This is a genomic window from Arthrobacter sp. CAN_C5 (assembly GCF_017875735.1).
Lineage (GTDB): Bacteria > Actinomycetota > Actinomycetes > Actinomycetales > Micrococcaceae > Arthrobacter_D.
The window spans coordinates 2637833-2664113 of sequence record NZ_JAGGMZ010000001.1 but is presented as its reverse complement, the minus strand read 5'-3'; the positions used below and the strand labels follow the sequence as shown (position 1 = coordinate 2664113).

The window sequence follows — 26281 nt, the reverse complement described above, 5'->3', positions numbered from 1 at the left end:
AGGCGCCGCTTCGCTGCGCCCCGCTGACCCTGTGAGGAACCATGGCCCTGCAAGAACGCTCCGCTAACGGCGGCCGCCGATGACCCACTACGACCTGGTCATTGTCGGATCCGGATCCGGGAACAGCCTCATCACCCCGGACTGGGACGACCGCAAGGTGGCCATCATTGACGGGGGAACCTTCGGCGGAACCTGCCTCAACGTAGGGTGTATTCCCACGAAAATGTTCGTCTACCCGGCCGAACAGGCCACCGACGCGCGCGAGGCCTCCCGGCTGGGCGTCGACCTGGAACTACGCGACGTGCACTGGCGGGCCATCCGCGACCGGATCTTCACCCGCATCGACGCCATCTCCCAGGCCGGACGAAACTACCGGGCGGAGGAGCTGGAGAATGTCACCCTCTACGAGGACTACGTCCGGTTCACCGGCGACAAGTCGTTCGTCACTGACGCGGGCGAAGAGATCCACGCCGACCAGGTGGTCATCGCCACCGGTTCGCGCGCGGTCCTGCCTGACATCCCGGGGATCACCCTGCCGCAGGTCCACACATCCGACACCATCATGCGGCTGGAGGAGCTGCCGGCGCGGATCCTGATCCTCGGCGGAGGCTACGTCGCCGCGGAGTTTGCGCACATCTTCGGTGCGTTCGGGTCGGCTGTCACGGTGGTCAACCGCTCCGGGAGCCTGCTGCGGTCACTCGATGACAGTGTGTCCGAGGCGTTCACCGCCGAAGCATCCCGCCAGTGGGACGTGGTGCTCAACCATACGGTCGCCTCGCTCACCGCCAACGACGACGGCTCGGTCCGCGCGGTGCTCACGGGCGACGACGACGACCGCGTGCTCGACGTCGACGTCGTCCTGGTCGCCGCGGGCAGGGAACCCAACACCGGCCGCCTGGCGGCGGCCGACGCCGGGCTTGACCTGGAAGCCGATGGCCGCCTCGTGGTCGACTCACACCAGCGGGTGCTCCGGGACGGCGTGCCAGTGGATGGGGTGTGGGCGCTGGGGGACGTCAGCAACAGGTTCCAGCTCAAACACGTCGCCAACCATGAGGCGCGGATTGTCGCGCACAACGTTGCCCACCCCGACGATCTGCGCAGCAGCGACCACCGGTTCGTTCCCGCGGCCGTTTTCACCCACCCGCAGATCGCCGTCGTCGGACTGACGGAAGCTGAGGCGCTGGCGAAGGCGGAGGCCGAAGGGTTCGAGGTCACCGTTGCCGTGCAACAGTACGGGTCTACCGCCTACGGCTGGGCCATGGAGGACACCACCGGTTTCGTGAAGCTCATCGCCGACCAGCGCACCGGTCACCTGCTGGGTGCCCACATTATGGGGCACGAAGCGTCAATGATTATCCAGCCACTGATCCAGGCGATGTCCTTCGGCCTGGACGCCCAGACCATGGCCAGCGGCCAGTACTGGGTTCACCCGGCCCTCACGGAGGTCGTCGAGAACGCGCTCCTGTCCCTGAAGGCCGGGTAAATCCGCTACGAGCGTGGTGTCGAGTAGATCCCTTCGACCACCGAGGAGTAGTCCTTCAGGACCTGGGCCCGCTTGATTTTCAGCGACGGTGTCAGGTGGCCGCTGGTTTCGGTGAAGTCGGTGGCCACGATGCGGAAGGCCTTGATTGACTCCGCCTGCGACACGTTCGCGTTGGCCTGATCCACCAGCTGCTGGACCTCAGCCGTGACGAGTGGGTGCTCGGCGGCCTGGGCGACGGTGGTGTCCTTGGGCAGCTGGTGGCGGTCCAGCCAGCCTGGGAGGGCCTCCTCGTCGAGGGTGATCAGGGCGGAAATGAATGCCCGGTGATCCCCGACGACCACGCACTGCGACACCAGGGCGTTGGAGCGGATGGTGTCTTCCAGCTGCGCCGGGATCACGTTCTTGCCGCCGGCCGTGACAATGATTTCCTTCTTGCGGCCGGTGATCTTCAGGAATCCCTCGTCATCGAGTTCGCCGATGTCGCCGGTACGGAACCAGCCGTCGGCGAACGCTTCCTCGGACAGGTCATCACGCTTGTAGTAGCCGCGCATCACGCAGACACCCTTGGCGAGGATCTCGCCGTCGTCGGCAATTTTCACGGCGTTGCCGGGAAGCGGGGCGCCCACGGTGCCAATCTTGATCTTCTTTGGGGTGCTCACGGTGATCGGGGCGGTGGTCTCGGTAAGACCGTAACCCTCGAGAACCATCAGGCCGATGCCGTGGAAGAAATGGCCCAGCCGGTCGCCGAGCGGCGCGCCGCCGGAGACGGCGTGCTCCACGCGCCCGCCCATCGCCTCACGGATCTTGCTGAACAGGATCCGGTCGAAAACGGCGTGTTTCACCTTCAGCATCAGCGGGACCTTACCGGCCTGATCTGCCTTGGACCATTCGATGGCCACCTTGGCGCCGGCATGGAAGATCTTGCCCTTGCCGCCATCCTCGGCCTTGAGCATCGAATTGTTGTAGACCTTCTCGAAGACCCGGGGGACCGCGAGGATGAAGGAGGGCTTGTAGCTTTGCAGGTCCGGGAGCAGATTCTTCACGTCGGGGGTGTGTGCCACCGTGGCTCCGACCGCGACGCAGAGGACCGAGATGAACCTGGCGAACACGTGGGCCAGGGGGAGGAACATGATGGTCTGCGCGCCTTCGTGCGCAACCTCGGGAAGCGCTGCACCCGCGTTGACCGAGAGCTCGACGAAGTTTCCGTGGGTCAGTTCACAGCCCTTGGGTTTGCCGGTGGTGCCGGACGTGTAGATGATCGTGGCGACGTCGTCGAGGCCGGCCGTCCGGCGTCGGGCGTCGAGGGCGTCGTCGTCGATACCGGTGCCGGCACTGCGGAGGGCATCGAGCCCGTTGCCGTCGAGCTGCCACACGTGCTGGGCACCTGGGATGTTGGCTGCGGCCGAAGCCTGGCGGACCACGTTCTCGTGCCGCGCCGATTCGACGAACGCCGCGACGGCACCCGAATCCTCGAGGATCCAGCCCACCTGGGAGGGGGAAGAGGTCTCGTAGACGGGAACCGAGATGGCGCCAGCGAACCAGATCGAGAAGTCAACCAGTGACCATTCGTAGCGGGTGCGCGCCATGATGGCGACGCGGTCGCCGGCCTGCACACCGCTGGCCATCAACCCCTTGGCCAGCAACTGGACGTCAGCGAGGAATTCAGTCGCCCGGATGTCCTGCCATTCCCCGGCGCTGTCCTTCTTCGAGAACAGCGCGGGATTGGAAGGCTTCGAAGCCTGTTTGACCACCAACTCCGTGATATTGCTGTCACGGGGGGTGTCCACCAGGACGGGGACGCTGTATTCGCGCACGACTATCTCCTTTGATATCTCCAAAATCTGCGGGATTTCTTTAGCCTATAGGTTCCACAGGCGTAAATACTCTCCAGTAATGTACGAATCGGTAACGGTCACGCAACGCCAACAGCAGACGCAGGAAGAGGACCACCCATGATCAGGCAGACGGATGCCGCAGCACCGCCCCGGCCGCGGGGGCAGCCGCGCGTTCCCGGACCGGGTGGCAGACAGGGTAGACGTCGCCCAGGGGTGGCAGCTGGTCCAGTTGATTCGCGGAACTTCCTGCGAAGGGGACTGGCGATTGGCATCGATATTGGCGGGACCAAGGTCGCCGCCGGTGTGGTCGACATCCGCGGAAATATCCTGGCCCAGGCACGCCGGGACACCCCTGGTCATGACCCACGGCATGTGGAGGCGGTCATTGCCGAACTGGTGGCCGAGCTCTCAGTGGGATACCGCATCCGGTCCGTCGGGATCGGTGCGGCCGGCTGGATGGATCTGACCAACGGGACCGTGTTGTTCAGCCCCCACTTAGCCTGGCGGAACGAACCACTGCGCCAGAATCTCGAGCAGATCCTTCGCCGCCGGGTCACTGTAGTCAACGACGCCGACGCCGCCGCTTGGGCTGAGTGGCGCTTCGGCGCCGGGCAGGGGGAGAGCCGGCTCGTCTGCATCACCCTCGGCACAGGCATTGGCGGGGCGATGATCATGGACGGCGCGTTGGAGCGTGGGCGCTTTGGCGTGGCCGGAGAGTTTGGGCACCAGATCATCGTGCCGCAGGGGCATAGGTGCGAGTGCGGAAACCGTGGGTGCTGGGAACAGTACGCGTCAGGCAATGCCCTCGGGCGCGAAGCCCGCGAGCTGGCGACGGCGAATTCCCCGGTGGCACAGGCCCTATTGCGCGAGGTCGACGGCGATCCCCAGCTCATTACCGGGGCTGTGGTGACCAAGCTGGCGCTTGAAGGGGATCCTGCCTGCCGTGAACTCGTCGACGACGTCGGGCAGTGGCTTGGGCTTGGACTTGCCAACCTGGCAGCGGCGCTGGACCCCGGGACGTTTGTGGTGGGCGGCGGACTGGGGGCAGCGGGCGACCTGCTGCTGGAACCGGCCCGCCGGGCTTTCGCGCGGAACCTGACGGGCCGTGGGTTCCGTCCCGCCGCCCGGGTGGAAGCCGCAGCGTTGGGGCCCTATGCGGGGCTGGTAGGGGCGGCGGATCTGTCCCGGCTGAGTCCGCGACTGAGGGGTGCGCGTACCTCCCGGATCTGACCATTTTTGGTTTGTGGATAACCGTTTGCAAATTCTTGGATTCCGCTATTCTGTTGTCTTTCGATTGCTTCGACTCGGCCCCAAATCCCCGGGAGTCACAGTGTCACAGCCTCGTAGCATGCTCCAGCCCGGCGGTTCGATCCAGCCCTGTAGCTTGATTCGGCCCTGCAGTTTGATCCAGTCCTTCAGCGTAATTCAGCCCTGCGGTTGTGTTCGCCCGCGTTTCGGGAGATTCCGGTGAGTCGCGGAACCGGGCTGCAGCGAGGCTCGGCCGTTGTCATGGCCGTCGTTCTCGGGTATCTCATGACGGGCTGCGAGGGCGATGCATCGCCGCCCGGCCCCAGCGCGACGGTGACCTCGGCCTCGGCTCCGGAGCAGACCACCAGCACTTCACCTCCGCCGATGACTACACCGCCGGAACCCACCACGCCCGAGCCGACCGCCGCCTCGTCAGACGGTCCAGCTGCCAACATCCCGGTCCCAGAAAAACCCGCACTTGCCGACGAGAACTCGGTGGAGGGCTTGGAGGCGTTCACCGAGTACTGGTTCGAGCTTTTCAGCTACGGATACATCACCAACGACTGGGATGAGTTCCTAGAGATCACTGACAGCGGTTGCGGAACCTGCGGCAACGTAGTCGAGGGTGTTCAGGAACAATTCGCTGCCGGCGGTTGGGCAGCCGGAGGGGAAGCTGAAGTCCTCACTTTTTCCTCCGATTTTGAACTGAATACGGCTGGCTCTATCAATTCATTTGTCGAAGTGGGGCAAGACGAGGTGACCCTGTTCTCGCAGTCCGGTGAGGCTGTCGGCGAGTCGCCACGCTCTGAACCAAGTATCGATGTCCTGATCGCCACCTATGAGCAGGGTGGGTGGATCATGCTCGATTTCGGATCACCAGAGGGAACGTGACGTCGTATGAGCAATGCATGTATAGGCACTTCAATTGCAGTAATTGTCGGTTTCTCTTCCTCACTATTCCTCTTCGCGGCACCTGTTCTCGCAGCTGAAAACGAATCGGGCATTACCTTCGACGAGTCCAACGTGAGTGCAAAGAACGTCACTCGAGAGTCCCAAGGTGGTTCCGGCGATTCAGGGGGGCGGGAGTCTTCTGGAGCTACTAACGCCTACCTTCCCACTGATGACGGGATTGATTACACCTACGAGCGGGTCTGCACCGCTGGATCCCAAGACTTCATGGATCCCGGATACTGTGTGCAATTGAACGCCCAGTGTGATGCACGGGCCGACGGAATGTTGGTGCAGTGGATTGAGGTGAACCGGAACAACAGCCCACCCACAGAGACTGCTACGGGACGGAGTGGGTGCCTCTACCCGGGGCAACCACCGGTGCCACCGACTGCAGACACCCTTGAGGAAGCACCGATCATTATCACGCTGACTGAGTTCGAGAGTCAGCCGATGGTGGCTGCGGGTGTCTTCTCACAGCCTGACCAGTTCGGGTTGAGGAACGCGCACAGCAACCTCTACGCCGTCGCCAATGACCAGGACTTCACTTTCGAGTTTCAGAACGCCCAGATTGACCTGCGTGCGTGGCCAGTCTCCTACGAATGGTCCTACGGCGACGGGACAAGCCTGACCACCGCCAACCCCGGAAGTGCGGTGCCGGGCGATGGGTTTGATACCGAGACCCCCACGAGTCATAGGTATACGGAAACCGGCGACTACTTCGTGCAGCTGGACACGCTATTCGCTGGAGACTACTCAGTTGATGGTGGCCCGTGGCTCCCGATCGCAGGTCTCGCCCGGGTCTCATCGGAACCACACCTGATGAGTATCTGGCGCAGTGAGCGGCACAGCGTCGCTGAGACCTGCCTTGAGAACCCCTCCGGAGTTGGCTGCTGACACGCTGACAGGAATCATTCGGAATGCGCATCTTCATAGAGGGGCCACCGAAACGCATACTGCACTAATAGTGCAGTATGCTGCACTCGTGGATGCAACTACTACCGCGCTGGCAGCGGCAATCGGTGGACGGGTCAAACAGGAGCGACAGTCCCGCTCCCTAACGCTCGGGCAGCTGGCCGAGGCCGCAGGAGTTAGCCGACGAATGGTGATCAATGTAGAACAGGGCGCCGTGAACCCAAGTGTCGGCACGCTTTTACGGATCAGCGACGCCCTAGGGATTGGTCTTCCGGCGCTGGTCGAGTCGCCTACGCCGAAACCCGTCACGGTCACCAGGAGTGGCGAAGGAGCCGCCCTCTGGACTTCGGAAGCCGGCGGCCGCGGCAGTCTCGTAGCGGGCACCGAATCACCGGACGTCGTGGAACTCTGGGACTGGGTCATGGTGCCCGGAGACCACCATCCGAGCGAGCCCCACTCTGAGGGGACCAAGGAATTACTTCAGGTGCAGGAAGGGTCGCTCACGGTAATGGTCGACGACCAGCCAATCGTGCTCGAACCGGGAGACGCTCTGTCCTTCCCCGGCGATGTTGACCACTCCTATCGGAACGACGGCGCCGAACCCACACGGTTCACCATGGCTGTTTTCGAGCCCGGCGTCGGGCTGGGACATTCGAGCGGAGGGAAGCAATGAATAGCCAAAGCGCGCTCCAGCAACTGATGGACTCCAGCCAGGTGGATGCCGAGGTATTCACCTTGCGCCCGGACTACCGGGCCGTCCTTATTGCCGTCGATGGCCTGGTGCCCGGCCCCAGTGACAACGTCAGCGAAGCACTCCTGCAATCAGCTGAAACGTTCGCGGGCCAGCTTTTGGCCGCGGGACCAGTGGAGGAGTTGCCGCACGTGGCGGCGTGGCGCGACACCTACCGGGCCTTCGGCGCCAAACCCCAGCGCACCAGGAACAGCCTGGAGGCCCTGGTGCGTCGGACGGCAACCGGGTTGCCCCGGGTGAACCGTCTCACCGATGTGTACAACGCGGTCTCGGTCCTGCACCAGATCCCCCTGGGCGGTGAGGACCTGGCGGGCTACGTTGGCGCGCCACGACTGATCCGCGCCACCGGAACCGAACCATTCGATACCGCAACCGGGGAAGAAGCGACGGCGGAGCACCCGGAGCCAGGAGAAGTGGTGTGGTGTGATGACGCGGGAGTCACCTGCCGGCGCTGGAACTGGCGCCAGGGACGGCGAACTCAACTCCATGACCACACCACACGTGCGCTGTTCATTCTTGACGCACTGGCACCTATGTCGGACGATGCGCTGGGCCAAGCCACCGCTGAACTGTGCACCCAGCTGGAGCGGCTCGGCGCCGAGGTGCAGGTAGCCAGACGGCTCATCGAGGCCCCCCGGGAACGGCCATGACCAGGACACAACTCGTCCCGCCATGGGGACTGGCGGTCACCGCGATGCTTTCGGTCCAGCTCGGCTCCGCCCTGTCCGTCGACATGATCGGAACCGTCGGACCCGCTGGAACAGCCTGGCTGCGGCTGAGCATGGGAGCGATTATCCTGATCCTGCTGGTCCGTCCGCCGCTCCGCACGATCCGCCGGCAGGACGTTCCGACCATCCTTGGCCTCGGACTCGCAACCGGGGTCATGACCGTCGGGTTCCTTGCCGCACTGGAGCACATCGACCTGGGAACCGCGGTGGCGATCGAGTTCCTTGGACCGCTGACCGTCGCAGCGATCCGCAGCCACCAACGAAGCGCGCTGGTGTGGCCAGCGCTCGCTCTGCTCGGTGTGGTCCTGATGACCCAGCCCTGGCGGGGAGAGTTCGACCCCACCGGGGTGGGGTTCGCGGCAATAGCTGCCGTGGGGTGGGCGGTCTACATTCTGCTGACACAGCGCATCGGTGACCGGTTCACAGGGATCGGCTCCCTGTCACTCACCGTACCGATCGCGGCACTCGCTGCGGCGACCATCGGCATTCCCCAGGCTGTCGGGGAGATTACTCCGGGCATCCTCGTCGCGGCGTTGGGACTGGCGATCCTGCTGCCGGTGCTGCCCTTCGCCCTGGAAATGCTCGCACTGCGCCGGATGACCCCGGCAGCTTTCGGAACCCTGATGGCGCTGGAGCCGGCGTTCGGGATGCTGCTGGGCCTGATCATTCTTCAGCAGCAGCTGGGAGCCCTGCAGATTATCGGGATTGCCTTGGTGGTGCTGGCCGGCGCGGCCGCGCAGCGAGGAGGTCGGCGCGATCACCACTCAGCTACCCCGCAGGCCGAGACGCTGCACGTTCCCGGGTGACCGAAGCCAAAGGGCTACCGGAGCAATAGCTTCTCAGGGCAATGCAGCTAGACCTCTGCGCCGTTATCGTCGAAATCCCGGGTCTTGGGCAGCCGGAAAATGAGGAACGCCACCGAGACCAGGAAGATGGCCAAGACTCCCAGCATCATCATGAGCGGAGCTGCTCGCCAGAACATGGCAAGCAGCAGCAGGGCGATTGGTCCACCGACGGCACCGAACCAGGCGAGCACCAGGAGCGGTTCTCCGCTGCCCAGAGCTGGCGGCTCCGGCGGGTGATACCCCTCGTCTTCGTCGTCGTCGGGCTCCTGGGGGGTGTAGTCCCGTGGACCCCCGGGGGAGCGGCGGGGCTGATTCTCGAACAGCGCGCGCACCCGCTCCTGATCGGACATCCCTACTCCCGCGTTCCGTTCTGGTGCCGGTTCGGGGGCTTCTCCGCCCGCTCTGTCCGGCGCACTGGGAGTCTGCTCCAGCCGCGCCACCAGATCCTGCCAGACGGCATCGTCGGTGGACTCGTTGGGTTCCTGACCTCGGGGTGTCATGCGGTGCTACCTGCCGTCACGTGCTGGATGAATTGCGCTGAGCGTTCAAAAATCGACTGCGCGTCATGGTCCATGGTCGCAACATGATAGCTGTTCTCCAAACGGACAATCTCCAGTTCAGCACTCCCAATCCGCTGTTGCAATACCTCTATGCTGCTCTCCGGTACCACCGGGTCGACTGATGAACGAAAAACCAGGGTCGAGGCGGTAATGGTGGGCAGCTGTGCCACCGTCTCCCGGAAAAGTCTCGAGAGCTGCCCGACGGCGGCGACGGGGGTCCGCGCATAGGCACCCTCGTCCACCCCTTCCTTCTTGATGTTGTTGGCAATCGCGGGCACCGAGCGCATCACATACTTCAGCAGCCCCGCGTAGCGCGCCCGCGGGTCGGCGATGGTCAGGCCGGGATTGACGACGACGACGCCGGCCACTGGCTGCAGTGCGGCCAACCGTAGAGCGAGGGCCCCGCCCATCGAGAGTCCCGCGGCGACGATCACGTCGGTCGACTGTTCCAGTTCCCGGTAGCTGGCCTCATAGCTGGCGTACCAGCGCTGCCAGGGAGTGCGGGCAAGCTCCTGCCAGGTAGTTCCGTGCCCGGCAAGCAGCGGTAGCCTCACGGCGTACCCCTGGTCGGCCAGATACTGCGCCCATTCCAGCAGGCTGACCGGGGATCCGGTGAAGCCGTGGCTCATCACCACTCCGATGCGGGAGTTTTCCCCGAAACCGTCGTTGGAGAAGGCGACTGGGCTGGCACTGGATGTCATAGCCCCATCGTGCCACCTGCTGTCGATGCCTTACCAGCGGATACGCCCCTTAGAGTAGTCTCTCAAGGAAAAGCGCGATCATCAGTGGGGGATTCCCGTGTGGTCCCGTCCGGGTCTAGGAAGGCTGTCAGCGTGTTTTATTGGTTCATGAAACGGATCATTGTGGGTCCGATTCTGGGTCTGATTTTCCGTCCGTGGGTAAAGGGAATGGACAATGTCCCGGCGGAGGGCCCGGCCGTACTGGTCAGCAACCACCTCTCCTTCTCCGACTCCATTTTTCTTCCCATCGCTGTGCCCCGTCCGGTGATCTTTCTGGCCAAATCCGAGTACTTCACGGGGAAGGGGATGAAAGGCAAACTCACCGCGCTGTTCTTTCGCCTCTCCAACCAGCTCCCGATGGACCGTTCGGGAGGTGCTGCCTCGTCCTCATCACTGAGCGCAGGGGAAGCGGTGCTCAATGGCGGCGGCATCCTGGGTATCTACCCCGAGGGAACCCGCAGCCCGGATGGGCGGCTGTACCGCGGAAAGACGGGCGTTGCCAAACTGGTCCTGGCTACGGGTGTCCCAGTGATTCCGGTGGCGATGATCGGCACCGACAAGGTGCAGCCCATCGGTAGGCGCATCCCCAATATCCGCCGGATCGGCATCATTGTTGGCGAACCCCTGGACTTCTCCCGCTATAAGGGGTTGGCGGAGGACCGTTTTGTCCAGCGGTCAGTGACCGATGAGATCATGTACGAACTCATGAGGCTCTCCGGCCAGGAGTACGTGGACGTGTACGCGAGCAGCGTCAAAGAAAAGCTTGCCGCAGCGAAGGTGACAGAGAAGAAGGCCACAGAGAAGAAGGATACTGAGAAGAAAGCTTCGGAGAAGAAGGAATCTGAGAAGAAAGCTTCGGAGAAGAAGGCCGCAGATATGAAGGCGACCGGGTACGAAGACGGCCGGCACGAAGATCGCAGGGCCCGAGCTGAGGGGCTCGACTGAGAAGGCTGGAACCGAGAAGGCTGGAACCGGGATGGCCACGGCTGAGGCTTCCGGGACTGACAAGCACTCGGTTCGCGGCAGACTCGCCAGCATCAAGCTACCGTCCTGGCTGACCCGCAGCCGGTAGCGCTCCGGTGCCTTCCCTTAACCTGCAGGCGGCGCCCCCGCTGTAGCCCGGCCCGCACTACTCTGCCACCCGTGGAAGCCTGTCCCTCCACAGTCCTCACCGCGTGCGACGGGCCGAGTAACGGGCGGCACAATATGACAACGCCGCCTGGCTGCGTGACGGCCCTGGCTACCTCGGGTTGCCTGAACCATTACGCTTAACTGGTGACTGATATCCTCGCACCCACCGATTCCACCGTTCCCTCAGCCGGGCAGAGCAGCCAGCAGGCCGACCCCATGCTCGACCATTGGCGCGAGTTGCCAATTTCGCAGCAGCCCTCCTGGCAGGACAGCAGCGTGTATTCGGCCTCCGTCAAGGAGCTTTCCACCCTTCCGCCGCTCGTCTTCGCTGGCGAGGTTGACGTGCTGCGCAGCCGCCTGGCCGCCGCTGCACAGGGGAAGGCATTCCTGCTTCAGGGCGGCGACTGCGCCGAAACCTTCGAAGGCGCGACCGCAGACCGGATCAGCGCCCGCGTGCGGACGATCCTCCAGATGGCAGTGGTATTGACCTATGGCGCCTCGCTCCCTGTCATCAAGATGGGTCGGATGGCCGGACAGTTCGCCAAGCCCCGCTCATCGAACGACGAGACCCGCGAAGGCGTTACCCTGCCGGCCTACCGCGGCGACATGGTCAACGGCTATGAGTTCACCCCTGAATCGCGGGGCCATGACGCTTCCCGCATGGTCAAGGCGTACCATACGTCCGCATCGACCCTGAACTTGATCCGCGCCTTCACCCAGGGCGGTTTTGCCGACCTGCGCCTGGTGCATCACTGGAACAAGGGATTCACCGCCAACCCCGCCCACTCGCGTTACGAGTCGCTGGCCCGTGAGATTGACCGCGCCGTCCGTTTTATGGACGCATGTGGCACTGATTTCGAAGCGCTGAAGCGGGTGGAGTTCTTCGCCAGCCATGAGGCGCTGCTGCTCGATTACGAGCGCGCTCTCACCCGGACCGACTCCCGCACGGGGCTGCCGTACGACACTTCAGCCCACTTCCTGTGGATTGGGGAGCGCACCCGCGACATCGACAGCGCGCACATCGACTTCCTCTCCAGGGTCCGCAACCCGATCGGCGTCAAGCTTGGCCCGGGCACGTCCCCAGACGATGCGCTGGCCCTGATCGACAAGCTCGACCCCAACCGCGAACCGGGTCGCCTGACCTTCATCACCCGGATGGGCGCCGGCAATATCCGGGAGAAGCTGCCCAAGCTGGTCCAGAAGGTCACCGACTCCGGCGCTCAGGTGCTGTGGGTCTCCGACCCGATGCACGGGAACACGGTCACTTCACCGAACGGCTACAAGACCCGCAACTTCGACGACGTCATGGATGAGGTCCGTGGCTTCTTTGAGGTGCACAACTCCCTGGGCACCTTCCCGGGTGGCCTGCACGTCGAAATGACGGGCGACGACGTCGCCGAGTGCCTGGGTGGCGCTGATCCTGTGGACCAGGAAGCCTTCCTGGAGCGCTACGAATCGGTCTGCGATCCCCGCCTCAACCACATGCAGTCCCTCGAGATGGCATTCCTGGTTGCCGGAGCACTTTCCAAGAGCTAGCAGTTCACCACAAAGGCGAAGCGGCAACGCTTCGCCTTTGTGGTGACCGGATGCATTTCCGCGACGCAACCCGGTCAGCTCGAGAATGAGCGTCGGCTACGTGACGGTGATGGTGACCGTCGACCCCTCGGGCTGTTCACCGGTGAGGTCCTGGCCCGCCACCAGCCCAAGGACCGAGCTACCGAAGGTGTAGTCCACGACGACGACGAAGCCGGCCGCCTCGAGCTCGGCCACGGCCGCTTCCTCCCGCTGGGAGAACACGTTGGGTACTTCCACGAGGCGCGGGCCAAGGGACAACGTGAGTGTCACCGTCTGGCCACGGGTGAGCTGGCCGCCGGATGGGCTCTGCCCGACGACGGCACCCTCTGGGAGGTCCCGGCTGTTCTCGCCGTCGGGCGCGACGGCGGCGACCAGCCCGGCGGCCTCGATCGCTTCAACAGCATCCGCCCGGGAAAGCCCCGAGACCACCGGGACATCGATGGGCTGCGGTCCCTGCGACACCACAAGGTTGACCGATGTGCCGCGGGGAGACTGCTCGCCGGCGGCGGGTGTTTGGCTGATGACCAGCCCGTCGGCGACGTCGGTACTGAACTCCCGGGTGATCTCACCGATTGCCAGTTCGGTTCCGTCGAGCTGTGCCGTCGCGGACGCCTCACTGCGGCTGACCACGTTGGGAACCTCGAACAGTTCGGGACCCTTGGAGACAAATAGTTCCACCGACTCGTAGCGGCGGAGCTGCGTTCGTGCTGCCGGTTCACTGCGGATCACCAGCCCTGACTCCACCTCATCATGGAACTCCTCCTCCGAGCGGGGGGAGTCGAGGCCGTTCTCGGCCAACAGGAGTTCCGCTTGCGCCACCGAGCGGTTGACGACGTCGGGCATGGTGGCCAGGGCGCCGGGACCGACGCCGAAGAACCACCCGACCCCGGCGGCCAACCCCGCGAGGAGGAGCAGCAGCACAATCCAGAGCGCGTTGCGGCGACCCCGGTTTCCCGGGTGGAGAGATTTCTCGGGCCGCTGGGCCGCCTTGGCCTGCTGTTTCTGATAGACCTTGAAGTCCCGCGCTGCCGCCTTGTCACGGGTCTTCGGGTCCGGCTCTTTCGGGGGTGTGGACTGGGGTGCTGACTGGGGTTCCGGAGTAGTCCGGAAAGCGCGGGTGTGCTGGACGTCGTGCGCGATCACCGATGTCCTGAACTGGTCGGCCCCGATCACTTCGGTCGGTCGCGGGCTGCGGCGTGCGCCGATTACCTCGGTGGCGCCGCCCCCGGAGACGGTATCGATCGCTTCGGTGCCGCCGGGCTTTCCACCGGCCACCGCCGCGGGAGTATCGTCCCTGCGCTCGTCGTCGGGGAGTTCGAAGTCCAGCTGCTCGTCGGTGAGGGTGGTCCGGATGTGCCTGAGTTCGCCGAGGAGGGCGTTGCCATCGATAGGGCGATCCTCCGGGTCAACCGAGGTGCACCACTGGACCAGCTCGTCGATGTCCGCAGCCAGCCCGGGCACCAGCGTGGAGGGGGCGGGCACCGTGGAGTTGGCGTGCTGCAGGGCCACCCGGATGGGAACATCGCCGGTGTAGGGCTGCCTTCCCGTCAGCAGTTCGAACAGCATGATGCCGGCCGAGTAGATATCGCTGCGGGCGTCAGCACCTCCGCCGGTGACCAGCTCGGGGGACAGGTAGGCGACAGTGCCGATCAGGGTGCCGGTGTTGGTGGTGGTGGAGACCGCGCGGGCCAGACCGAAGTCCGCGATTTTGATCCGCCCGTTGCTGGCCAGCAGCACGTTCTCTGGTTTCACGTCGCGGTGTACCAGCCCGACGTCGTGCGCCGCACCCAGTCCTTCGACCACGGGATCCATCATGGCCAGGGCGATCCGCGGGGTGAGCCGTCCCTTCTCCCGCAGTAGGTCCCGAAGCGTTTTGCCTGGCACATATTCCATGACGAGGTAGGCGAGGGACCGCTCGGGGGAGTCCTCGGCGCCCTGGTCCAGGACGCCCACCACGTGGGGGTGGGATAGCCGCGCCGCGGACTTCGCCTCGCGTTCGAAACGGTCCAGGAAGCTGGCGTCCTCGGCAAGATGGGGGTACAGGATTTTCAGTGCCACGTCCCGGTCAAGGCGCTGGTCGGTGGCTCGATAGACAGTTGACATGCCGCCCCGGGCAAGGCGCGACAGGACGAGATATCGCCCGTCCACCACCGAGCCCACCAGCGGGTCGTTCTGCCGTTCATGCACCCTTTGATCCTAAGTGCAGACATGGAACGGGGTGGAATCGACACCCGATTCCACCCCGTTTCACCGGTCGTCCCGTCAGGGACCTACCGCAGGTTCGCCTGGTGCGACTTGATCGCTGCGACGTAGCTCTTGGTGTCGCTGAACATGCCGTGGGTGCTCACTGAGTACTGCCCCTGGTAGTAGGACGCAATGGCATCCTCCAGGTTGGGGCTGGTGCGGATCAAGGACTTCAGGATGGCAACGCCGGCGGTGGCGTTGTCATGGGGGTCCAGCAGGTTCAGCTTCCGTCCCACCAGGTCCGACGCCCATTCGCCTGACATGGGGATGACCTGCATGGCACCGATCGCGTTGGCCGGGGAGACCGCGCGCTGGTTGAATCCTGATTCCTGGTACGACACGGCAAGTGCGAGGCTCGGATCCACGCCCATCGAGCGGGCGGTGTCAGCAACGATGGTTTTCATTGCCCCGTTGCTTGGAACGGGCAGGGAATTCAGCAGGTGCTTGTTCCGGTTCGCCTCCGACACCACGTGCTGGGGGTAGGTGTAGTGCAGGAACGTGGACGGTACCAGGTCAGCCGGGGGCGCGGTCTCGGCAGCGGGTGCCGTAGTGGGTGCGGCTGCTCCGGGAATGGTCAGCTTCTTGCCCGGGTGGATCATGGTTGTCGCGTTGAGCTTGTTGGCCTTCAGGAGTGCGCCAAGGCTCACCTTGTGCTTTGCAGCGATGGCACCGAGGGTATCTCCGCCCTTGATCGTGTAGGACCCGGTGGATGCAGTCGCTGCTGGCTTGGGTGCCGCCGGTGTGATCTCGGTTGAGGCCACCGAGACCTCGGTCGAGCCGCCAAGCTTGAGCTTCTGGCCGGGGTGAATGATTGAAGTCATCGACAGCGAATTGGCCTTCAGGATTGTTCCGAGGCTGACTCCGTGTGATGCCGCGATGGCGCTCAGTGTGTCACCGGCCCGGACCGTATATCCGGCTGCTGCGGCGGGCTGCGTTTTCTGGGCGGGCTTCGCCGCAGTCTTGCTGGCTGGCGCGCCGCTCAGTTTGAGCTTCTGGCCCGGGTGAATCAGCGTGCTGGCGCTCAGGCCATTCGCGGTGAGGACCGAACCGGTGTCTACTCCGTGCTTCAGTGCGATACCGCTGATCGTGTCGCCGGCCTTGACCGTGTAGGTCTTCGGGGCGCTCTGGGCGGGCGCCACGAAGCTTGGAATCCGGGCGGCGACATTGTTCGTGACGGACGTCAGGTTCGCCGGGACAGTCACCGCAGGAGCCAGGCGTGGTGCCTGTAGGGCGCTGGTCGCGACGGGTGCGGCGCTGGCGGGCTGAGCCAGCGCGACGGCGGAGAACAGCATTGCCGGGATGGCTGCGGTGGATACCGCAATGTTGAAGCGGCTGGAAAGGCGGGTGCCCCTGGCACGTGCCTGGGATCCGAACAGCGGCGATGACGAGCGCTGGGCAGTCATGGTCTAAACCTCAATCTTTGGTCAACGGGACGGGCCGCGCCGATGGCCGAAACAGGCCCGATCAACTTGGTCGTCGGGTCCTCAATCAAAATCATCTGATGGTGCGCGAGAGTCGAAAGTTACTGGTGTTACTGGTGTGACTCATGAGAATCTACACCACAAGTTGCCTAGCACAATAGTCCTAGGTCACACCTTGACAGCGCTATCGGCGTGTCGATGCGAGAAGTGGAGTGGCGGCCCTACTTCTGGCACCCTTAGGGGGTGAATGAACTCGAAGAACTTGTGCCCGCATGGTTGAACCTTCCGGAGGTGGCACTCGAACTGGATGTGCCCATCACCAAGGTCCATGGCCTCCTCGACGAGAAGTCGCTGATTGCCCTCCGCAGCAAGGAGCGGAATGTCCGAAGCGTCCCCGCGGAATTCATTTTCGAGGGCACGGTGGTGGACAGCCTCAAGGGGACCATTATTGTCCTCGCCGATTCCGGCTTCAGCGACGAGGATATCGTCCGGTGGTTGTTTACCCCTGATGAGTCGCTGCCGGGACGTCCCATCGACGCGCTTCGGGAAGGTCGAAAGACCGAGATCCGACGCCGTGCGCAGGCGGCCGCCTGGTAGGACCAGGCAATCCCACTCTCAGCGGGCACAACGGCAGTGGGTGGTAACGCGGGTGGCGCCAGTCAGGCCGACCGGCTCACCGCCGCGGTTGCCAAACCGGACAGGGCTGTGCGGCAGACATCGTCCAGCTCAAGCTGGCCCAGGGCAGCGGTGGATGCATCCCAGCGGTCGGCAATCAGCGACTCGACCGCGTGCAGTGCCCCCGACGTGGAGATCGCATCCCGCAGCCGGTTGACGCCGTCGTCATCCAGATCGGCGAGGCCCAGGGTGGAATTGATCAACTGATGGTCGGCGGGGCTGCCGTCCTTGAGCGCCTGAGCTATCAGGAGGGTTCGCTTGCCCTCGCGCAGATCGTCCCCGGCTGGCTTGCCCGTGACCAGCGGGTCACCGAACACGCCAAGGACGTCGTCCCTGAGCTGGAATGCCTCGCCGAGCGGCAGTGAGAAAGCCGAATAACCCCTCAGCTGCGCGGCACCGGCACCCGCGAGGGCTCCTCCGAGGCCCAGCGGATGTTCGATTGAATACTTCGCCGACTTGAACCTGACAATCTGTTGCGCCCGCTCGGCGGCCTCGGCCGGTGTCCGGTCCGGGCCTACAGCTTCCTCCAGCAGATCCAGGTACTGGCCTGCCATGACCTCCGTGCGCATCCGGTTGAAGATTGCCCGGGCCTCAGTACCCGAACCGGCGTTCGCCCCGATGGCTGAAAACTGCTCCTCGCTGAAGGAAAGGCACATGTCGCCGGTCAGGATCGCTGCTGACACCCCGAACCGGTCCGGACTCAGATGCCACCGGTTGCCCTGGTGGAGGGTTCCGAACTGGCGGTGGACGCTTGGTGACCCTCGGCGCGTGTCGGAGCGGTCGATCACGTCGTCGTGAATCAACGCAGCTGCCTGGAACAGTTCGAGGGCTACACCTGCCAGGATGGGCTCGGTGGCCCCGGCTGCCCCGCCGGCGCCCCGGAAGCCCCAATAGCAGAGTAATGCCCGCAGCCGCTTGCCGCCCGCCGTGAGCCGGGTGATCGCCGCGGCTGGCTCGAGGGCATCCCCGGCTATCGAGACAAGGATTTCGCGCTGTCGGGAGAGGAACCCGTCCAGGCCGGCGGTCACGTCGGCGCGGTAGGTGGACTGCTCCGAGGTAACCAGCTGCTCGACCGAGCCCTCTTCGACAAATGGATTTGTAGCGGTCATGGGCTCTCCTCTGGGTGCGGGCAAGAGTCCGCGCCAGTGCGCAGCGCGCATTTCCCTGGCCGGGGCGATCTCCGGGCTCACTCCATCCTAGTGACTGGCTACGATTGGACTGTGAATGTTGGGCCCAGGGCGAATCTTCCGGATGCTGAGTGCACCATCCTCCATGTGGACATGGATGCGTTCTATGTTGCGGTGGAGTTGCTGGACCGGCCTGATCTGGTCGGTGCGCCAGTGATTGTTGGTTCTCCCAGCGGCCGGTCGGTGGTGCTGTCCGCATCCTATGAGGCGCGACGTTTCGGGGTGCGATCCGCCATGCCGATGTCCGCAGCGATGCGCCTGTGCCCGCAGGGCATCATCCTCGAACCCCACCACGACAAGTACGCGGCGGTATCCAGTTCGGTGATGGCCATTTTCGGCACCATTACCCCCTTCGTTGAACAACTCAGCGTCGACGAAGCGTTCCTTGATATCTCTGGGTCGATGCGCCGGCTGGGTGGGCCGCGCGATATCGGCGAGCTGATCAGGACCAGAATCAGGAGCGAACTGGGGATCACCGCCAGCGTGGGGGCGGCCACTACCAAGTTTGTCGCCAAAATCGCTTCCACCAGGTCCAAGCCCAATGGCCTCCTCGTGATCCGCGGCGAGGAGACCGTTGCCTACCTGCATACCCTTCCAGTGTCAGCACTCTGGGGGGTGGGCGCGAAAACCCAGGAAGTCCTGGCGCGGCTGGGGATTCGGACGGTGGAGGATCTAGCGCAGACCCCCGTGTCCTCCTTGCGCAAGCTGCTCGGGGTAACCGGTCAGCACGTCTACGATCTGGCCTGGGGGAGGGACCCGAGAACCGTCTCGGTCACGCGTCAGGAGAAGACCATCGGCGCCGAGGAAACCTTCGCCAACGATGTCAGCGATAATCCCACGCTGCATACCGAGATGCTTCGGTTGTCCCATCGCACCGCCGCGCGCCTGCGCGCGGCACACCTGCAGTGCGGCGGCGTGGCCATCAAGCTGCGTTACGCCGATTTCTCCACCCTGACCAGGACGAAGCGGCTCAGCGAGCCTACCGACAGCGCCAATGCCATCTACCTTGCGTCGCTGTCCCTGCTCGATGCCCTCGGTGAGCGTCCGATGAGCGTGCGCCTGGTCGGCGTGCGGGCGGACCAGTTGGAGCCCTCCTCCGGGTCTGGTCATCAGCTGACCATTGACCGCCGGGACGAGAACTGGCGGTTGGCGGAGTCGGCGCTCGACGAGGTTAACCGGAAGTTCGGCAAGGCTGCAATTCAGCCAGCCCAGCTCTTCAGCCGGCCCCGGGATTCCTCGTCCTGAAGCGTTCAGCGGGCCCCAGTGCCAAAGCCCCCAACGGGTCCGCGAAGCTGGTGACTTTCCCTTGCGGGCATTGCGATCTATCCTTAGAGCAAAGGTCAATTTTAGCCATCTGTATCGGTTGAATCGGGGCCCGGACACAGGTGTTCCTGTGGCAGGGAACTCGATGTATCGGGTACTCGTTGGTTGGGGTGAGGGACCAGAGTTAATTAACCGTATGGAGGCAGTGATGGCACTCTCGGAACACGAACAGAGGCTGCTTGATCAGCTGGAGCAGCAGCTACACGCCGACGATCCAAAGTTTGCCAGTTCAATGGCGTCGAGCACACCGCGATCGATGTCGACGCGGAGAATTGTGATCGGCGCACTGATGGCTGTTGCAGGGATCCTGATCCTGCTGCTGGGCGTCGCGAACCAGATCATCCTGGTGGGCGTGGCAGGTTTCCTTGTGATGGGCGCAGGCGTATATTTCGCTACCACCCGGTCCAAGGAAAGTGAAGCTTCTCCGATGCCCCGGGGCGCCTCAAAGGCAGCACCCGTCAATCGAAGCGGTGGCTTTCTGAGTACCCTCGAAGAGAAGTGGGACGAGCGGAAACGCGAACAGCCCTGACCTTCGAGGTAGGGGTGCCCTAGGGCCCTCCACTTTGATCCACCGTGGCCCCGAAGGCCACACTCAGCACCTCTGATAGACCCGCCACGGCGGGTCTATCGACGTTTAAGGGCCAGTCGGGACCTTCGGGCGGCATTCCGCCCCCTCGGGGGTGGGGTCCGCGGGTCCGATATGGGTGATTTCCCTCCACTTCCCACCACCGGTCAAGATCCTTTCAAACACAGGAAATTGTCAGGAAATTTACCGCGCTGAAGGGCCAAAATGGATTGACGGGGGAGGGATGTGGAGTAAAGTGGTGGTTATAAGAGTGTAGTGGTGCCGTGAGGTGCTTTCCGGATCGGATGGGCGGTAGCAGATGTTCCTTGGAACTCATCTGCCACGTCTTGATGAGAAGGGCAGGTTGATCCTCCCAGCGAAATTTCGTGATGAACTTTCCGACGGGCTGGTATTGACCAGGGGCCAGGAACGGTGCATCTACGTTTTTAGTCAGCGCGAGTTTGAACAGCTTCACGAGCAGATGCGGTCGGCGCCGCTGTCGTCACGGCAATCACGTGATTACAGCAGGGTTTTCCTGTCCGGTGCGTCCGATGAGGTTCCGGACAAGCAGGGGCGCATCACCATTCCGCAGGCGCTCCGCACCTACGCGGGCCTGGGTCGGGAACTGGCAGTAATTGGTGCGGGCAGCCGGGCCGAGATCTGGGACGCCGCAGCCTGGGACAACTACCTGGCGGAGAAGGAGAACGCGTTCTCCGAGACCGACGAGGAAGCACTTCCCGGGTTCTTCTAGAACACAGCAGGACCCAGCACCACCGAGGTAAAAGCAGGACAGCAGGATGGATTCTTGAACAAGATCTCCAGCCGCCCGGCGCACGTTTCACCTGGATCACCTTCCCCGGAGCCAGGCGGACACAGCGCCTGGTCGGAGGGGGATCTGGTCCAAGAAGCACAGACAAACCAATACGCAAGACCGAGGAAGGAGCGAACGGATGAGCGACGATCGCCCTACCGGTGAACGACACGTCCCGGTATTGCGTGAACGTTGCATCTCGCTCCTCGAACCAGCCGTCCTCGCGGCCGTTGCTGCGGGCCGCACCCCGGTGGTTGTTGACGCCACCCTGGGTATGGGCGGGCATTCCGAATCGATGCTGGAGCGGTTCCCGCAGGCGCACCTCGTCGGCATTGACCGCGATCTGCAGGCCATCGCGCTTGCGGGTGAGCGGCTCGCATCCTTTTCCGGACGAACCGACCTGGTGCACGCGGTCTATGACGAGCTTCCTGACGTCCTGGAGGACCTGGGCATCGACTCCGTCGACGGGGTCCTGTTTGATCTGGGGGTCTCTTCCCTGCAGCTCGACGAGCGGGACCGCGGATTCGCGTACTCCTATGACGCCCCGCTGGATATGCGGATGGACACCAGTACCGGTCAGACCGCCGCCGACGTCGTCAATTCCTACCCCGAAGCCGAGCTGCTGCGAATCATCAGGGCCTGGGGTGAGGAGAAGTTCGCCGGCCGGATCGCCTCAGCAATCGTTTCCGCACGGCGGGAAACGCCCTTCACCTCCACCGGGCACCTGGTGGAGGTCATTCGGGCAGTGGTGCCCGCGGGGGCGGCCCGGACGGGTGGACACCCCGCCAAACGAACCTTCCAGGCACTGCGGATCGAGGTCAACGAGGAACTGACGGTACTGACCCGCGCGGTTCCCGCAGCCATCGACGCACTCAACGTCGGCGGGCGGGTGGTGGCCATGTCGTATCACTCGCTGGAAGACAAGATCGTCAAGACCGCATTCACCGCAGGCACCCGGTCCTCGGCCCCCGTGGGTTTTCCCGTGGAGCTCGAGGAGCACAAGCCGTACCTCAAGTCGCTGACGCGGGGAACTGAAGCTCCCACCGAGCTGGAGATCGAAGAAAACCCGCGGGCCGCATCGGCGAAGCTGCGGGCCGTTGAACGTATCAAAAAAGAGTCTCGAAACACCAATGACAGGAATGCATCATGAGCCAGCAACTCGCTGAATCCTACGCGCCGCTGGCTACCCCACGTCTGGGAGGCGCATCGTCCCAGCAGGTCAGGACACCGTTGTCGCTGGTCCCGGCAGGCCCGGCCCGACGCCGGATCCCCTTCGCAGTATTCAGCATGCTCGCCCTGGTCGGTGCCTTGGTTACGGTGCTGATGCTGAACATTTCAGTGTCGAGCAGCCAGTATGAGCTAGTTGATCTGCGAAACCAGCAGATCGCGCTGAGCCAGGAAAACCAGGCCCTCACCCAGCAGATGGAAGACCTCCAGGCGCCGCAGAACCTTGCCGCGGAAGCCAGGGAACTCGGCATGGTGGCCTCCCCGGGATTCGGCGCGATTGATGTAGATTCGATGAAAATTGCCGGTACCCCAGAAGCTGCTACGAAGGGTGGTGAGCCGTTGGCGCTGATCGCAGCACCCGACGTGTCCACCACCAGCGGGGCCGCTGCCGGAGCGCCAGCCGCCGACGCCTCAGCGGGGGATGCACCACCAGCACCCGTCGCTGACGAGGCTCCCGCGGAAGCCGAGGAGCCGGTCATTCAGTCCGAGCAACCGCAGGCAATCGAACTCAATGGCGGGTCGATTCCTGCTCCCCAGCAAGGCACCGGCGGGTAACACGCACGATCACCGATCACCGGCAAGACACCGAAGGAAATTGAAGTGGCTACAGCAACAGAGCACGACAAATTCCGGGTGACTCTCGGCGCGAAGCGGCTACGGGTTGGCCTGGCTTTCGTCCTGATTCTGTTGCTGGTGCTCGGCGTCCGGCTGTTCCAGGTTCAGGCACTTGACCTGGGTGGAATGGCCCAGGTTGGTCTGAACAAGCGGCTGGAATCCTTCCCGGTGCAACCCGTACGCGGTGACATCCTTGACAGCAAGGGAAATTACCTGGCCCGGAGCGTTGAACGGTTCGACATTGTCGTCGACCAGAGGCTCGCCGAAGGTGACACCTTCGCACGGATCAACGCCGACGGCGACCGCGAAGAGGTGACCATGGACGAAGGGTTCGCCGAGCTATCGGAGATCCTCGGCCAGGACGCGGCAGACCTCGAAGCGGCAATAATCGGGGACAAGAAGTTCGGGTACGTCGCCCGGTCGGTCACCCCCGAGGTGAAGAACAAAGCCCTGGCCGTGCGCATGCCGGGCGTTTACGCGGACGCGATCAGCCTCCGAACCTACCCTTCGGGGCCGGTCGCCGGATCGATCGTCGGTTTTGTTGGCTCCGAGAACGAAGGACTTGAGCTGACCCAGAATGACGTCCTCACGGGGGAGCCGGGTAGCCGCACCTTCGAGATCGGCGGCGACGGTATCCGCATCCCTTACGCCACCAATGAGGACGTTCCCGCCAAGGACGGAAAGTCCGTCAAGCTGACCATCGACCAGGATCTGCAGTGGTTCGCCCAGCAGACCATCGCCTCCCAGGTGGAGGAGTACAACGCCGAGTGGGGCAACATCGTGGTCGTCGAGGCGGACACCGGCGGCATCGTCGCCATGGCCGAGTCAACGACCATGGACCCGAACAATCCCGGTGCCACCGAACCCGAGTTCCGTAAACCCCTCTCGGTGACATCCTCGTTCGAACCCGGCTCCACGACCAAGCTGATCACCATGGCCGCGGGTCTGGAAGAGGGGATCATTGAACCCACCAGCGAGTTCCTGCTCCCCAACACGTACACGGTTGATAACCAGACCTTCAAAGATGCCTTCGAGCACGGCGAGGAACGGCGGACCGCCGCCGGCATTTTCGCCAAGTCAATGAACACCGGCACGGTCATGATCGGCGAACAGCTCACCAAGCAGCAACGCTACGACTGGCTGACCAAGTTCGGGATCGGCCAGCCCCTCGACGTCGGGCTGAACGGCGAAACCAGCGGCATCCTCGCCCAGCCGGAAGACTGGGACGACCGCCAGCAGTACACGGTGCTCTTCGGCCAGGGACTCGCCCAGACTGCCCTCCATACCGCCATGGTGTACCAGACCATCGCGAACGACGGCGTCCGGTTGAAGCCGCGCCTGATCGACTCCTACATCGACCCCGACGGTACCGAGCACAAGGTCCCGCAGGACGAGGGGGTCGAAGTGGTCTCGACCGAAACCTCGGCGCAGCTCCAGAAAATGCTCGAAACCGTCACCGTGGATGGTTCGGGTGCCTCCGGAGCCCTGGACCAGTACCGGGTCGGCTCAAAAACCGGCACTGCCGAGGCCCCCAGCGCATCGGGCGGCTACGACGGGTTCACCCTCACCTACGCCGGCATGGCACCGATGGAGGACCCCGAGTACGTCGTGGTGATCACGCTGCAACGCCCGCAGGGTGACCTGTACTATCTGATTCCGGGGGAGTCCTTCCAGAAAGTCATGGAACAGGTGTTGAACGCGAGGAACGTCGCGCCGTCCACCGGCAAGCCCAAGACCTACCCCGTCGAGTACTAGCCCGGAGCAACATACGTGCCAACAAATGAAGAACCCGCCGCGCAGCCCACTGAGGCGGCGCAGGCCGACGCGGGGATGCGCCCTGCCGAGGTGACCCCGGTCCCGCTGGACACCGCCTTCAGTCGTCTCCCCGCCGGGCTGCCGGCCATCCACCAGGTTCCTGCCGCCAGCCAGCACGACGGCGGTGCAGCCCGGGTTTCGGTCACCGGGGTGTCTATCGACTCGCGGCTGGTCCGCCCCGGCGACCTCTACATCGCCCTGCCCGGAACCGGCAGGCACGGCGCCTCCTTCACGGCACGTGCTCTGCACGCGGGAGCCGTGGCGGTACTCACCGACGAGTCGGGCCTGGCTGGGGCCGCCGACGCCGCCGGCAGCACCCCGCTGTTCCGCTCCGAGGACCTGCGGTCACTGGTGGGTCCCCTCTCGGCGATCATCTTCAACAGCCAGCCCACCGATTCCCCCCGCCCCACCCTGTTCGGCGTCACGGGCACCAACGGGAAAACCACCACCACCTACTTCATCAACGCCCTGCTGGAGGGGCTGGGCCAGACCACCGGACTGATGGGAACCATCGAAATCCATGCCGGTGGGCAACCCATCGCCAGTGCGCTCACCACCCCAGAATCTCCGCAGGTGCATGGCATCCTCGGCCTGATGCGCGAGCGGGGAATCCAGACCGCGGCGATGGAGGTGTCCTCCCACGCTATCGAGTACCGCCGGATCGACGGCGTACGGTTCGATGTCGCCGGTTTCACCAACCTGACCCAGGACCACCTTGACCTGCACGGCACCATGGACGAGTACTTCGCGGTCAAGGCTGCCCTGTTCCAGGCTGAGTTCTCACGCCGCGCGGTCGTCATCGTCGACGACCCGTGGGGCAGGAAACTGGTGGAGGAAGCCAGTAGCGACGTCGTAACGCTCAGCACCGATCCCAGCATGGCTCAGACCCAAAGTGCCGACTGGACGGTGGGCGACGTGGTACGCCACGGGCTCGGCCACCGGTTCACCCTGCGGGGGCCGTCGGGGGAACTCCTGCGCCTTCACTCTGGCCTGCCCGGAACGTTCAACATTTCCAATGCGGCCCTCGCCACGGTGATGGTGCTGGCCTCCGGCGTCGACCCCCACGAGCTGCAGCGGGCAGCCGACCGCTCGGATCCGTTTTCGGCTGCCGTACCGGGGCGGATGCAGCTGATCGGTGACAGCCCGGCAGCGATTGTCGACTTCGCCCATAACCCTGACGCGCTGGCCCGCACCCTGGAATCGGTCCGACCACCAGCGGCGGGTGCCCGGCTGATCGTCGCCTTCGGCGCCACCGGCCAGCGGGACCAAACCAAGCGACCCATCATGGGTGCCACCGCAGCCCGGCTCGCCGACGTCGTCATCGTCACCGACGACGACCCCCATGACGAGGACGAAGCGGAGATCAGGCAGGGCGTCCTCGCCGGCGCCCGGCAGGCACGCGACGCCGAAAACCTGGCCTGCGAGATCCTCGAGATCCACCCTCGCGCCGAGGCGATTGACCGCGCGGTGGCGCTGGCGGGACCGACCGACACCGTACTGATCGCTGGCCGCGGCCACGAGGTCTGGCAGGAGGTCAAAGGCGTGAACCTGCCCCTCGACGACCGGGTGGAACTGGCCCGGGCGTTGACACGCCATGGATTCTCTGTCCATCCCAGCCACAAGATAGAATCCTAGACCG

23 protein-coding genes are annotated in these 26281 nt (G+C 64.1%); 17 read left to right on the top strand and 6 right to left on the bottom strand.

What is annotated here, in order from left to right; translation table 11 throughout:
- Positions 1 to 79: 79 nt before the first annotated feature.
- Positions 80 to 1483: a mycothione reductase gene (locus H4V95_RS12495; protein ID WP_209730792.1), complete on the top strand. Its 1404-nt coding sequence runs from the start codon at positions 80 to 82 to the stop codon at positions 1481 to 1483.
- A 5-nt stretch (positions 1484 to 1488) separates the two neighbouring features.
- Here the strand turns inward: H4V95_RS12495 and H4V95_RS12490 are convergent, their stop codons facing one another.
- Positions 1489 to 3297, bottom strand: coding sequence for a long-chain fatty acid--CoA ligase (locus H4V95_RS12490; protein WP_209730791.1), 1809 nt, complete (start codon positions 3295 to 3297; stop codon positions 1489 to 1491).
- Positions 3298 to 3435: 138 nt separating this feature from the next.
- Between H4V95_RS12490 and H4V95_RS12485 the strand changes: the two genes are divergently transcribed.
- The 6 genes from H4V95_RS12485 (at position 3436) to H4V95_RS12460 (ending at position 8714) form a co-directional block, all read left to right on the top strand.
- Positions 3436 to 4548: an ROK family glucokinase gene (locus H4V95_RS12485; RefSeq protein ID WP_245345688.1), complete on the top strand. Its 1113-nt coding sequence runs from the start codon at positions 3436 to 3438 to the stop codon at positions 4546 to 4548.
- Between the two features lie 237 nt (positions 4549 to 4785).
- On the top strand, positions 4786 to 5457 hold the full coding sequence (locus H4V95_RS12480) for a DUF6318 family protein (RefSeq protein ID WP_209730789.1): 672 nt from the start codon (positions 4786 to 4788) through the stop codon (positions 5455 to 5457).
- A gap of 438 nt (positions 5458 to 5895) precedes the next feature.
- Positions 5896 to 6411, top strand: a complete 516-nt coding sequence (locus H4V95_RS12475; RefSeq protein WP_209730788.1) for a PKD domain-containing protein — start codon at positions 5896 to 5898, stop codon at positions 6409 to 6411.
- Positions 6412 to 6499: 88 nt separating this feature from the next.
- Positions 6500 to 7102, top strand: coding sequence for a helix-turn-helix domain-containing protein (locus tag H4V95_RS12470; RefSeq protein WP_209730787.1), 603 nt, complete (start codon positions 6500 to 6502; stop codon positions 7100 to 7102).
- The gene (locus tag H4V95_RS12465; RefSeq protein WP_209730786.1) at positions 7099 to 7830 is read left to right on the top strand and encodes a B3/4 domain-containing protein; all 732 of its coding nucleotides are present in this window, start codon (positions 7099 to 7101) and stop codon (positions 7828 to 7830) included. Before H4V95_RS12470 ends, H4V95_RS12465 begins: the two co-directional genes overlap by 4 nt.
- The gene (locus H4V95_RS12460; protein WP_245345687.1) at positions 7827 to 8714 is read left to right on the top strand and encodes a DMT family transporter; all 888 of its coding nucleotides are present in this window, start codon (positions 7827 to 7829) and stop codon (positions 8712 to 8714) included. The genes H4V95_RS12465 and H4V95_RS12460 overlap by 4 nt, the downstream gene beginning before the upstream one ends.
- 47 nt (positions 8715 to 8761) lie before the next feature.
- Here the strand turns inward: H4V95_RS12460 and H4V95_RS12455 are convergent, their stop codons facing one another.
- Both H4V95_RS12455 and H4V95_RS12450 read right to left on the bottom strand, forming a co-directional pair.
- Entirely contained in the window at positions 8762 to 9253 is a 492-nt protein-coding gene (locus H4V95_RS12455) for a hypothetical protein (protein ID WP_209730785.1), read from the bottom strand.
- Positions 9250 to 10014: a carboxylesterase gene (locus H4V95_RS12450; RefSeq protein WP_209730784.1), complete on the bottom strand. Its 765-nt coding sequence runs from the start codon at positions 10012 to 10014 to the stop codon at positions 9250 to 9252. The genes H4V95_RS12455 and H4V95_RS12450 overlap by 4 nt, the downstream gene beginning before the upstream one ends.
- A 132-nt stretch (positions 10015 to 10146) precedes the next feature.
- Between H4V95_RS12450 and H4V95_RS12445 the strand changes: the two genes are divergently transcribed.
- Together H4V95_RS12445 and H4V95_RS12440 are read left to right on the top strand one after the other, a co-directional pair.
- The gene (locus H4V95_RS12445; RefSeq protein WP_209731364.1) at positions 10147 to 10998 is read left to right on the top strand and encodes a 1-acyl-sn-glycerol-3-phosphate acyltransferase; all 852 of its coding nucleotides are present in this window, start codon (positions 10147 to 10149) and stop codon (positions 10996 to 10998) included.
- Positions 10999 to 11337: 339 nt separating this feature from the next.
- Positions 11338 to 12720 (top strand): class II 3-deoxy-7-phosphoheptulonate synthase, encoded by a 1383-nt coding sequence (locus tag H4V95_RS12440; RefSeq protein ID WP_312884102.1) that lies wholly within the window; start codon positions 11338 to 11340, stop codon positions 12718 to 12720.
- A gap of 96 nt (positions 12721 to 12816) precedes the next feature.
- On the opposite strand, the gene H4V95_RS12435 is transcribed toward H4V95_RS12440, so the two are convergent.
- Together H4V95_RS12435 and H4V95_RS12430 are read right to left on the bottom strand one after the other, a co-directional pair.
- Complete coding sequence (locus tag H4V95_RS12435; protein WP_209730782.1) at positions 12817 to 14946, bottom strand: protein kinase domain-containing protein; 2130 nt, start codon at positions 14944 to 14946, stop codon at positions 12817 to 12819.
- A gap of 83 nt (positions 14947 to 15029) precedes the next feature.
- On the bottom strand, positions 15030 to 16406 hold the full coding sequence (locus tag H4V95_RS12430) for a LysM peptidoglycan-binding domain-containing protein (RefSeq protein ID WP_209730781.1): 1377 nt from the start codon (positions 16404 to 16406) through the stop codon (positions 15030 to 15032).
- A gap of 261 nt (positions 16407 to 16667) precedes the next feature.
- Between H4V95_RS12430 and H4V95_RS12425 the strand changes: the two genes are divergently transcribed.
- On the top strand, positions 16668 to 17021 hold the full coding sequence (locus tag H4V95_RS12425; RefSeq protein WP_196867734.1) for an Rv2175c family DNA-binding protein: 354 nt from the start codon (positions 16668 to 16670) through the stop codon (positions 17019 to 17021).
- 62 nt (positions 17022 to 17083) lie between these two features.
- On the opposite strand, the gene H4V95_RS12420 is transcribed toward H4V95_RS12425, so the two are convergent.
- Positions 17084 to 18208 carry a polyprenyl synthetase family protein gene (locus H4V95_RS12420; protein WP_209730780.1) on the bottom strand — a complete coding sequence of 375 codons (1125 nt, stop codon included), beginning with the start codon at positions 18206 to 18208 and terminating at the stop codon, positions 17084 to 17086.
- Between the two features lie 111 nt (positions 18209 to 18319).
- Here H4V95_RS12420 and dinB point away from each other — a divergent pair, with 111 nt between their 5' ends.
- The 7 genes from dinB to H4V95_RS12385 all read left to right on the top strand — a co-directional run bounded on the left by dinB (position 18320) and on the right by H4V95_RS12385 (position 26277).
- Positions 18320 to 19531, top strand: coding sequence for a DNA polymerase IV (gene dinB, locus H4V95_RS12415; protein ID WP_312884030.1), 1212 nt, complete (start codon positions 18320 to 18322; stop codon positions 19529 to 19531).
- A 226-nt stretch (positions 19532 to 19757) separates the two neighbouring features.
- Positions 19758 to 20138, top strand: coding sequence for a DUF3040 domain-containing protein (locus H4V95_RS12410; protein WP_196867736.1), 381 nt, complete (start codon positions 19758 to 19760; stop codon positions 20136 to 20138).
- Between the two features lie 355 nt (positions 20139 to 20493).
- Positions 20494 to 20925 (top strand): division/cell wall cluster transcriptional repressor MraZ, encoded by a 432-nt coding sequence (gene mraZ / locus H4V95_RS12405; protein WP_196867950.1) that lies wholly within the window; start codon positions 20494 to 20496, stop codon positions 20923 to 20925.
- 199 nt (positions 20926 to 21124) lie between these two features.
- The gene (rsmH, locus tag H4V95_RS12400; protein ID WP_209730779.1) at positions 21125 to 22135 is read left to right on the top strand and encodes a 16S rRNA (cytosine(1402)-N(4))-methyltransferase RsmH; all 1011 of its coding nucleotides are present in this window, start codon (positions 21125 to 21127) and stop codon (positions 22133 to 22135) included.
- Positions 22132 to 22767 (top strand): hypothetical protein, encoded by a 636-nt coding sequence (locus H4V95_RS12395; protein ID WP_209730778.1) that lies wholly within the window; start codon positions 22132 to 22134, stop codon positions 22765 to 22767. Before rsmH ends, H4V95_RS12395 begins: the two co-directional genes overlap by 4 nt.
- A 45-nt stretch (positions 22768 to 22812) precedes the next feature.
- On the top strand, positions 22813 to 24582 hold the full coding sequence (locus H4V95_RS12390) for a penicillin-binding protein 2 (protein WP_209730777.1): 1770 nt from the start codon (positions 22813 to 22815) through the stop codon (positions 24580 to 24582).
- Positions 24583 to 24657: 75 nt separating this feature from the next.
- The gene (locus H4V95_RS12385; RefSeq protein ID WP_209731362.1) at positions 24658 to 26277 is read left to right on the top strand and encodes a UDP-N-acetylmuramoyl-L-alanyl-D-glutamate--2,6-diaminopimelate ligase; all 1620 of its coding nucleotides are present in this window, start codon (positions 24658 to 24660) and stop codon (positions 26275 to 26277) included.
- The last annotated feature ends 4 nt before the right edge of the window (positions 26278 to 26281 follow it).